Source organism: Pseudomonadota bacterium, from assembly GCA_010028905.1.
Taxonomy (GTDB): domain Bacteria; phylum Vulcanimicrobiota; class Xenobia; order RGZZ01; family RGZZ01; genus RGZZ01.
This window is the reverse complement of record RGZZ01000208.1, coordinates 1-8,551: the sequence shown is the minus strand read 5'-3', so window position 1 is coordinate 8,551 and position 8,551 is coordinate 1. Positions and strand designations below refer to the sequence as shown.

At 68.1% G+C, this 8,551-nt stretch carries 7 protein-coding genes and 1 pseudogene; 4 read left to right on the top strand and 4 right to left on the bottom strand.

Annotated features, from left to right (window positions below; all coding sequences use genetic code 11):
- From EB084_14295 to EB084_14285, 3 genes are all read right to left on the bottom strand, one after another.
- Positions 1-461: GTP-binding protein (locus EB084_14295; protein NDD29427.1), on the bottom strand; the 461-nt coding region annotated here is incomplete at its 3' end.
- A gap of 2 nt (positions 462-463) precedes the next feature.
- Entirely contained in the window at positions 464-742 is a 279-nt protein-coding gene (locus EB084_14290; GenBank protein NDD29426.1) for a ferrous iron transport protein A, read from the bottom strand.
- A complete protein-coding gene (locus tag EB084_14285; protein NDD29425.1) occupies positions 739-1,419 on the bottom strand; it encodes a metal-dependent transcriptional regulator in 681 nt (226 codons plus the stop codon). Before EB084_14285 ends, EB084_14290 begins: the two co-directional genes overlap by 4 nt.
- 89 nt (positions 1,420-1,508) lie before the next feature.
- On the opposite strand from EB084_14285, the pseudogene ptsP reads away from it, so the two are divergent.
- The 3 genes and pseudogenes from ptsP (at position 1,509) to EB084_14270 (ending at position 6,620) form a co-directional block, all read left to right on the top strand.
- Positions 1,509-4,140, top strand: a pseudogene (ptsP, locus tag EB084_14280) (phosphoenolpyruvate--protein phosphotransferase).
- Positions 4,140-5,924, top strand: coding sequence for a PTS glucose transporter subunit IIBC (locus EB084_14275; protein ID NDD29424.1), 1,785 nt, complete (start codon positions 4,140-4,142; stop codon positions 5,922-5,924). The pseudogene ptsP and the gene EB084_14275 overlap by 1 nt, the downstream one beginning before the upstream one ends.
- A gap of 210 nt (positions 5,925-6,134) precedes the next feature.
- Entirely contained in the window at positions 6,135-6,620 is a 486-nt protein-coding gene (locus tag EB084_14270) for a hypothetical protein (GenBank protein ID NDD29423.1), read from the top strand.
- On the opposite strand, the gene EB084_14265 is transcribed toward EB084_14270, so the two are convergent.
- Entirely contained in the window at positions 6,604-7,884 is a 1,281-nt protein-coding gene (locus tag EB084_14265) for an amidase (protein NDD29422.1), read from the bottom strand. The genes EB084_14270 and EB084_14265 overlap by 17 nt on opposite strands.
- Here EB084_14265 and EB084_14260 point away from each other — a divergent pair.
- A partial coding sequence (locus tag EB084_14260; protein NDD29421.1) for a methionine--tRNA ligase occupies positions 7,871-8,551 on the top strand: 681 nt, incomplete at its 3' end. The two genes, EB084_14265 and EB084_14260, sit on opposite strands and share 14 nt — an antisense overlap.

Sequence of the window (8,551 nt, the reverse complement as noted above, 5' to 3'; positions counted from 1 at the left end):
GGCACGACCGTCACCTCGAGCGCTCGCGACATGGCCTCGAGGTCGAGCTCGTGGCCATAGCGCTCGGCCAGGTCCATCATGTTCACGGCCACCACGGTGGGGCGCCCCAGGGTCTTCAGCTCGAGGGCCAGCCGTAGATTGAGGTGCAGGTTCGTGGCGTCGACCACGCACACGATCACGTCTGGCACGCTCTCGTAGGTGCTCGAACCGAGCACCACGTCGTGCGTGACCTGCTCGTCCGGGCTTCTTGGGCGGAGGCTGTAGGTGCCGGGGAGGTCGAGGAACCGCAGGCGCATCCCCGATGGACAGGTGACGGTTCCCTCCTTGCGCTCCACTGTGACGCCCGGATAGTTTGCGGTCTTCTGACGGCTGCCGGTGAGCGCGTTGAACAGCGCGGTCTTTCCGCAGTTCGGATTTCCCACCAGCGCCACGAGCGGCGTTCTCGTCGAGATCTGGGCCATGGTCAGCTGTCCACGATGATGGCGTTGGCTTCTTGTCGTCGCAGCGCGATCACGCAGTCGAACAGGCGAATGCCCACGGGGTCTCGACCCACCGGCCCCTCGTGCAGGATCTCGACCGGCGTGCCTTCCACAAACCCCATCTCGAGCAGCCGCTCTGGCAGCTCGCCGGGCGCAAGCGCGCTGTCGGCAATGTCGACCAGGGCCACGACGGTTCCCTTGGCGCCCTTTTCGAGGGTTCCAAGCGGTCGATGGAGGGCCGACGAGGGGAGTGGCGCGTTCACGGCGTCACCTCCGTGTGGTTCACGAGGATGTGGCGCACCACGCTGGGCCCTGCCGCGATGCTGTGCCCGTTTACCCACAGCAGCAACGCGCCGGACGGGTCGAGCTGGCGCACCTCGAGCTCGATGCCGGGGACGATGCCCACTTCTGCAAGCCAGCGCAGCAGCCCGGCGTCGTCGTCGGCCACGCTCTCGACGCGGCCACGCGCACCGACCGCCAGGGTGCTCAGCGGAATCGCCGTGCTCGGCGCGACGTAGCCGTTCGCGTCAGGGATGGGCTGACCGTGGGGGCAGCGGTCCGGTTTTCCGAGATAGCGCTCGAGCGCGTCGGTGACGGCATCAGACAGGGCGTGTTCGAAGCGATGGGCCTCCACGTGGGCCAGGGCCCAGTCGAGGCCGAGCTGATCGACCAGGAAGCGCTCGGCCAGGCGGTGCTTGCGCAGCACGGCGAGGGCGCGATGCGACCCGTCTTCTGAGAGGGCAACCCCTCGGCCGTCGTTCTTCAGGACCAGCCCCTGGTCGGTGAGCCGCTTCACCATGAGCGTGATCGAGGGGCCTGAGAGCCCCATGAACTCGGCCAGACGACTGGGTCCGACCGGCTTTCCCGCGGGGGTGAGCCGGTAGATGGCCGTCAGGTAGTCTTCCACGCTGGCCGACATGCTCACCGTTGTGTCTTTCACTGCTGACCTCTTGCTTTGGTAGACTGAACTGATGCTGTTAGGCGCGCCTAAGGCCTTTTGGAGTATAGGCTATCGCTGGCCTGAAGTCAATGCGAATCGGCGTCACCGTGCCGTTGGCGGCAGCTTCGGCAAGGCCCCGGCCAGGTTCGGGCAGAACGCCTTCACCCGTGGACGCGGCGAAGGCCGGCGAGGTGCGAAGCGCGAACTGCTTCCCATCGCGCACACCCTGCGTGGAGGAGGTCGCTTTGGAGAAGATCACGCTGCTTGCGCCGCTCTCCGGTGTCATGCTGGCCATCGATGAGGTGCCTGACCCCGTCTTTGCCACGCGCATGGTGGGAGACGGCGTCTCCCTCGATCCGCTGAGCACGACGCTCCTTGCCCCCTTTGCGGGAACGGTGACCCAGATACACGCCGCGCTGCATGCGCTCACGCTGACCCACGCCAGCGGACTCGAGGTCATCATCCACATCGGTCTCGACACGGTGACGCTCAAGGGAGAGGGCTTCCGAGCGCTGGTCTCCAGCGGCCAGGCGGTGACTGCCGGGCAAGCGCTCATCGAGTTCGACGCCGATGCGGTGGCGCGCCGCGCCAGAAGCCTTCTCACCCAGATCGTGATCCCCACCGGCGATCTCGTGGAGCGTCTGGAGCCGTCTCGCGGGTGTGTGCGGGCAGGCCGCGATGTGGTGCTGGTGGCGCATCTGCGCGCCACGGGAGATTCGAGGGGCAGCACTGAGGTCGATACAGATTCCGCCAGCCTTGCCTCCGCGTCGGTGTACATCGTCAATCTCCAGGGGCTGCACGCCCGTCCGGCGGCGGCGCTCGCGGCCTGTGCCCGGCAGTTTCGAAGCGAGGTGTCGGTGATCTGTGGTGACCGCCGCGGCAACGCCAAGAGCGTCACGGCGGTGATGGCGCTCGAGATCGCCCGGGATGCGCAGGTCTCTTTCGAAGCCCGCGGCGTTGACGCCCAGTCAGCCGTCAACGCACTCGTGCGCCTGGCCGATGAAGCGTTCGGTGAAACGGCCCAGCACGGAGAGGCGCCGTCGGCAGCGCCCCTGGCAGCAGGAGAAGCAAGCCCTGCTCCGCCTCGTGTCGATGACCCGCCCGGCACGTTCAGGGGGCTGTCTGCCTCGCCGGGTCAGGCCATCGGGCGCGTCTTCCAGCTGCGGCGCGCGGCCTTCGAGATGAGCGAGACCGCGGCCGACGCGGCCCGCGAGCGCGCCGTGCTCGAACGGGCGCTGGGGCAGGCCCGCATGGCGCTCGATGCCATGCGACAGCGGGTGGCAGATTCTGTCGACACCGCGTCTGCGGCGATCTTTGCGGCCCATCGCGAGCTCGTCGATGATCCGGACCTTGCCGAGCAGGTGAGCGCTCTGCTCGCGCGCGGCAAGAGCGCCGGGTTTGCGTGGCGTCGCGCGTGTGATGACCTGGCCGAGTCGTTGGCGGCCCTCTCCAACCCACTGCTGGCGCAGCGCGCCATCGATGTGCGCGACGTGCGCGACCGCGTTCTGCGCATCATCACGGGGGGAGGTGACGGGCCGTTCGCGCTGCCCGATCAGTGCATCCTCATCGCTGAAGACCTCACCCCCACCGACACCGCGACCCTCGACCGCTCGCGGGTGCTGGGCTTTGCGACGCTGCACGGCGGTCCCACGTCTCATGTGGCCATCCTCGCGCGCTCCCTCGATCTGCCGGCGGTGGTGGCCATCGACCCGCGTGCCTGTGGGCTCGCCGATGGTTCGCTCGTGGCCCTCGACGGCAGCGCCGGGACGCTGCGCGTCGATCCATCCGAAGACGAGGTGTCGCGTGTTCGTGCGACCATTGTCGAGCAGCAGGCGCGCCGCGAGGCGGCGCGGTCGCGCGCGGCCGAGCCGGCGCGTATGCGCGATGGGCGGTCGATCGAGGTGGCGGCCAACATCGGCACGGTGGAAGAGGCCGCGCCCGCGGTGAACAGCGGTGCGGAAGGTGTTGGCCTGCTGCGCTCCGAGGTGTTCTTCATGGGACGCGATGCCGCCCCGTCTGAAGACGAGCAGGCCGAGGCCTATCGCGCGGTGGCCGCAGCGCTGGGGAAGGAGCGACGTCTTGTCATCCGCACCCTCGACGTGGGGGGCGACAAGCCGCTGCCGTACCTTCCCGTGGGTGCCGAGGAGAACCCGTTCCTGGGCGAGCGCGGCCTGCGCCTCTGCCTGAACCGCCCCGAGCTGCTGCGCACCCAGCTCCGCGCCATCCTGCGCGCGGCCGATCTCGCGGCGGTGCACGTCATGCTGCCCATGGTCACCAATGTCGACGAGCTGCGCCGCGCCCGTGTCATCTTCGAAGAGGAACGTGCGTCGCTCGGGGTGCCGCCGGTGCCCCTCGGCATCATGATCGAGGTGCCCGCCGCCGCGCTCAATGCCGATGCGCTGGCTCGGGAAGCGGATTTCTTCTCTGTGGGAACCAACGATCTCACCCAGTACGCCCTGGCCGTCGATCGCGGGCATCCGCGCATCGCTTCCATGGCCGATGCGCTGCATCCGGCCGTGCTTCGGCTCATCAAGATGGCCGCCGGTCGATGAGCTGAGCGTAGCGGTGCCGTCCATTCCCGCCATCAAGGACGTGGTGCGCGGTCTCGCCCTCGAGGGCTGCGCCCGCGTTGCCGAGCAGGCGCTCGTGGCCGAGTCGGCGGCGGCCGTGCGCGCGCTGGCGGTAGACTCGGTGGCGACGGGTTCGGAGGAGGTGCGCTGATGTTCAAGAAGGCGTTCGGCCTGCTGCAGCAGATCGGAAAGTCGCTCATGCTCCCGGTGTCGGTGCTGCCGGCTGCCGGCATCCTGCTGGGTGTGGGCAGCGCGAAGTTCTCGTGGATGCCCGCGCTCTTGAGCAAGGTCATGGCCGACGCGGGGGGCGCCATCTTCGGCAACCTCCCGCTCATCTTCGCCATCGGCGTGGCCCTGGGGCTCACCGGCAACGATGGGGTGTCGGCCCTGGCCGCAGTGGTGGGCTATGTGGTCATGCTGGGGTCGCTGGGAGTGATGGCGACCTTCCGTCATCTCGACACGAAGCCCATCATGGGCATCGCGTCGCTCGACACGGGCGTGTTCGGAGGCATCTTGATCGGCGCCATCGCCGCGGCGCTGTTCAATCGCTACTTCCGCATCACCCTGCCCCCCTATCTCGGCTTCTTTGCCGGCAAGCGCTTCGTGCCCATCGCCACGGCCTTCGCCGCCGTCTTCACGGGGCTCGGGCTCAGCTTCGTCTGGCCGCCCGTGCAGGCGGCCATCCAGTCGGCCGCCGACTACGCGGCCTACAACAACCCGAGTGCTGCGGTCACTCTCTACGGATTCGTCGAGCGCCTGCTCATCCCGTTCGGACTGCACCACATCTGGAACGTGCCCTTCTTCACCCAGATGGGGAGCTATTCGGTGCCGGGCACGACTGAGGTGGTGCACGGCGACATCACCCGTTTCTTCAAAGGCGATCCGACCGCGGGCATCCTCGGCGGCGGATACCTGTTCAAGATGTGGGGCCTTCCGGCCGCCGCCATCGCGATCTGGCACTGCGCGAAGCCGGGGCGGCGCGCCGAGGTGTACGGCATCATGATCTCGGCCGCGCTCACGTCGTTCCTGACCGGCATCACCGAGCCCATCGAGTTCGCCTTCATGTTCCTGGCACCGGTGCTCTATGTGGCGCACGCCGTTCTCGCGGGCACGGCGTTTCTCGTGATGCAGCTCGCCGGCACCCACATGGGGTTCACCTTCTCGCAGGGCTTCATCGACTACGCCCTCTACTACGCCATCGACACCCGCCCGTGGGTGGTGCTGGTGCTGGGCCCGGTCTATGGCCTCGTGTACTACGGCCTGTTCCGATGGGCCATCAACACCTTCGATCTCAAGACGCCGGGACGTGAAGACGAGACGGTCGCCGCGACGACTGGCGCCGCCGAGCAGGGCAGCCTGGCGGCGCGGGTGCTCGCCGCCCTGGGCGGGGCGGGGAACCTGAGCAACCTCGATGCCTGCATCACGCGCCTGCGCGTGGGGCTGAACGACATGTCGAAGGCCAGCCCGGAACAGCTCAAGGCGCTCGGGGCCGCAGGCGTCATGGTGGTGGGGAACGGCCTGCAGGCCATCTTCGGCACCATGTCCGAGAACCTCAAGACCGACATCGAGCTCATCATCAAGCAGGGGGGAGGGGCTGCGCCCGTCGCCCTGCAAGACCCCTCGCCGAAGGACACGGCTCCCGCCGTGGCGGTGGTCACCGAGGCCGTGCGTGCGCGCGCTCGGGTGGTGGCCGATCTGCTGGGCGGTGCGAGCAACCTGCGTGAGGTCGAGGCCATCGCGCTCACCCGTGTCCGCGTGCGCCTAGCAGACGACAAGCAGGTCGACCTCGACGCCTTGCGTCGCGCCGGTCTCGAGGTGATGCAGGTCGAGGGAAGCGCTTCAGCCTTGCTGCATCTGCTTGCGGGTCAGGAGCAGGCCTCTGCGCTTGCGCAGGCGCTGTCGAGCCTGCAGCAGGGGGTCACCGTCGCTTCCTGAGCGCGTCGCCCAGGGGTGTTGCGGTCGCTGCGCGACCTGTGCGAAGCGGGCGTGTTCACATCGCGTCGCAAGATGTTTGCATCTGTGACGGGTCTGTTCACATCGGCGCAACACCCTGTTCATCGAATCATCTCTTCGCGTTCACACGCCGCACCTATGATGGGCGTGTGAGGTCGTGCTGAAGCGCGACGAACGAGGAGGACGGCAATCATGGATCCGATCAGTGGACTGAACGTTGCGATGATGGGCATCGGTCTGGTGAGCCAGCTGCTCAGCGGTGGCCACAAAGAGAAGAATCACGACGTGCAGAAGCAGGCCGCGCCCGCTGCCTCGAGCACGCCGCTCGACCTTACCAGCGCGGTGGCCCTGGCCCAGGGACTTCTGGGGTCGGCGACCCACGATCTCGTGAGCCTCTCCGACGATGCGCAGGAGGCCATCGGCGGCACCCCCGTCACCGAGAGCGCCATCACGGCACCCGCGTCTGCTGACAGCACCGCGCAGGTCTCTCCGCAGGAAGCGTATGTCGAAAATCTCTTCAAGCGCATCGCCGAGGCGGAGGCCAAGGGGGGCGGCAAACCGATGACCCGTCTGCTCGACGCCTACATCAAGCACATGGTGCACCCCGAGGAAGCAGGCACTGTGGTCGGCACGCCGGGCGACATTCCCCAGAGCCTGGGCTTCACGGCGATGGCGTAGATGCGTCCAGCGCCTCATCGATCTCGCGCACGAGGGCCAGCAGGCCCTCGTCGCCGTTCTGGGGGCCCAGAAGCGACACGCCCACAGGGAGCCCGTTTGCACTGGCCCAGGGGGCCGTCACCTGGGGCAGTCCGGTGAGGCTCGCGAGGCAGCCGCACGCAATGGACAGCAGCTCGACGCGCGTCAGCGCATCGAGGGGCGTTTCCACCGGGGGCGGCACGGTGAACGTGGAGGGGAGCAGCACGACCGTCTCTGGCCCCACAAGCGCCGACGTGCGCGCGCGCAAGGCGTCTCTCACCCGTGACGCCGTCGCCACCTCTTCAGCGGGCGGCGGTCCTTCCCCCGGCCGGAAGCGGTTGCCCACGTCGGGGCCGAAGGTCGGGCGCACGGCGTCGATCCAGGGCTGATGGATGGCCTGGCATTCGTGCGCCACCAACGTGCAGTGGGCCTGGAAGCTTGTGTAGAGGTCGCCGCCGTGGGCTTCCACGAGGCGTATCGCATCAAAGCGCCCCCTCACGCGGCGCAGCCAGATCGAGATCACCTCCTGCACCTGTGCGTCGGCGCAGCCGAGCACGTCGACCGCAACGAGGAGGGTGCGCGCGGGAGAGGAGACCTCGCGCGCACCGGAACGCAGGCTGCACCGCGCCACGGCCTCAAGCGCTGCCGCGCTGCTCGCCACGAGTCCCACGGTGTCGAAGCTCGGGGCCAGCGGAACCACGCCAGAGGCGTCGATGCGACCGTGGGACGGTCGGTATCCGAACACGCCGCAGTAGGCGGCCGGCAGGCGCACCGAGCCCGAGGTGTCGGTGCCGAGGGCGAAGTCGCAGAGCCCCGCACCCACAACTGCCGCGGAGCCGCTCGATGAGCCGCCCGGCAGATGGTCGGGCGCGGCGGGGTTGATGGGGGTACCGTAGTGCACGTTGATGCCGCTCATGCTGGCGCACATCTCGTCGAGGATGGTCTTGCCGACCACGCTCGCCCCGCTGTCGATGAGGGCCTGCACGCACGGCGCGGTGGTCGTGGGCAGCGGGTGGGTTCGCTGCCAGTCCGGGTTTCCGGCCGAGGTAGGCCATCCGGCGAGATCGATGACGTCTTTCACGGCAAAGGTGAGGCCTGCCAGGGGCCCTGTGGCCGTGCCATCGATCCGGAGCCGACCGTCCGGACAGAAGCCGTCGATTCGCGTCTGCACACGAAGGGGTTCGTCAGGGGCGCGGAGGAACCTGGGGGCTTCTCGTCGCAAGCACCTAGCGATGAGCGCCCCCAGAACCTACTACGTCACGACCCCCATCTACTACGTGAACGACCGGCCCCACGTAGGCCACGCGTACACGACCACGATTGCAGATGTCATGGCTCGCTTCCACCGCCTGCAGGGCGATGACGTGTTCTTTCTCACGGGCACTGATGAGCACGCCGCCAAGGTGGTCGATTCGGCCGCCGCCCACGGCGTCACGCCGCAGGCGTGGGCCGACCGCAATGCTGCCGCCTTCGAGGCCGCGTTTGCGCGGCTCGGCATCCGCTGCAGCGATTTCATTCGCACCACCCAGCCACGCCACAAGGAGCGGGTTCTGCGCTACGTCGAGCAGCTGCTGGCCAGCGGCGATGTCTACCCCGGTGTGTACGAGGGGTGGTACGACGCCGGTCAGGAGGAGTACGTCACCGACACGAAGGCGCAGGAGTGCGACTACAAGTCGCCCATCAACGGCAAGCCGCTGGTGCGCAAGAGCGAGACCAACTACTTCTTCGCTCTCTCGCGCTACGCCGAGCCGCTTCTCGCACTTCTCGACAGCCACCCCGACTTCGTGAGCCCCGAGGCCCGTCGCAACGAGATTCGAAGCCGCATCCTGGGGGGGCTCAACGATGTGCCCATGTCACGCACCGGCAGCGTCGACTGGGGCATCAAGATGCCCGGCGATGAGACCCAGACCATC

What these genes read in the sequence shown, in the direction of transcription:
- EB084_14275 (NDD29424.1), top strand. Translation starts at nt 4,140, where the DNA reads ATGTTCAAGAAGGCGTTCGGCCTGCTGCAGCAGATCGGAAAGTCGCTC.
- EB084_14270 (NDD29423.1), top strand. Translation starts at nt 6,135, where the DNA reads ATGGATCCGATCAGTGGACTGAACGTTGCGATGATGGGCATCGGTCTG.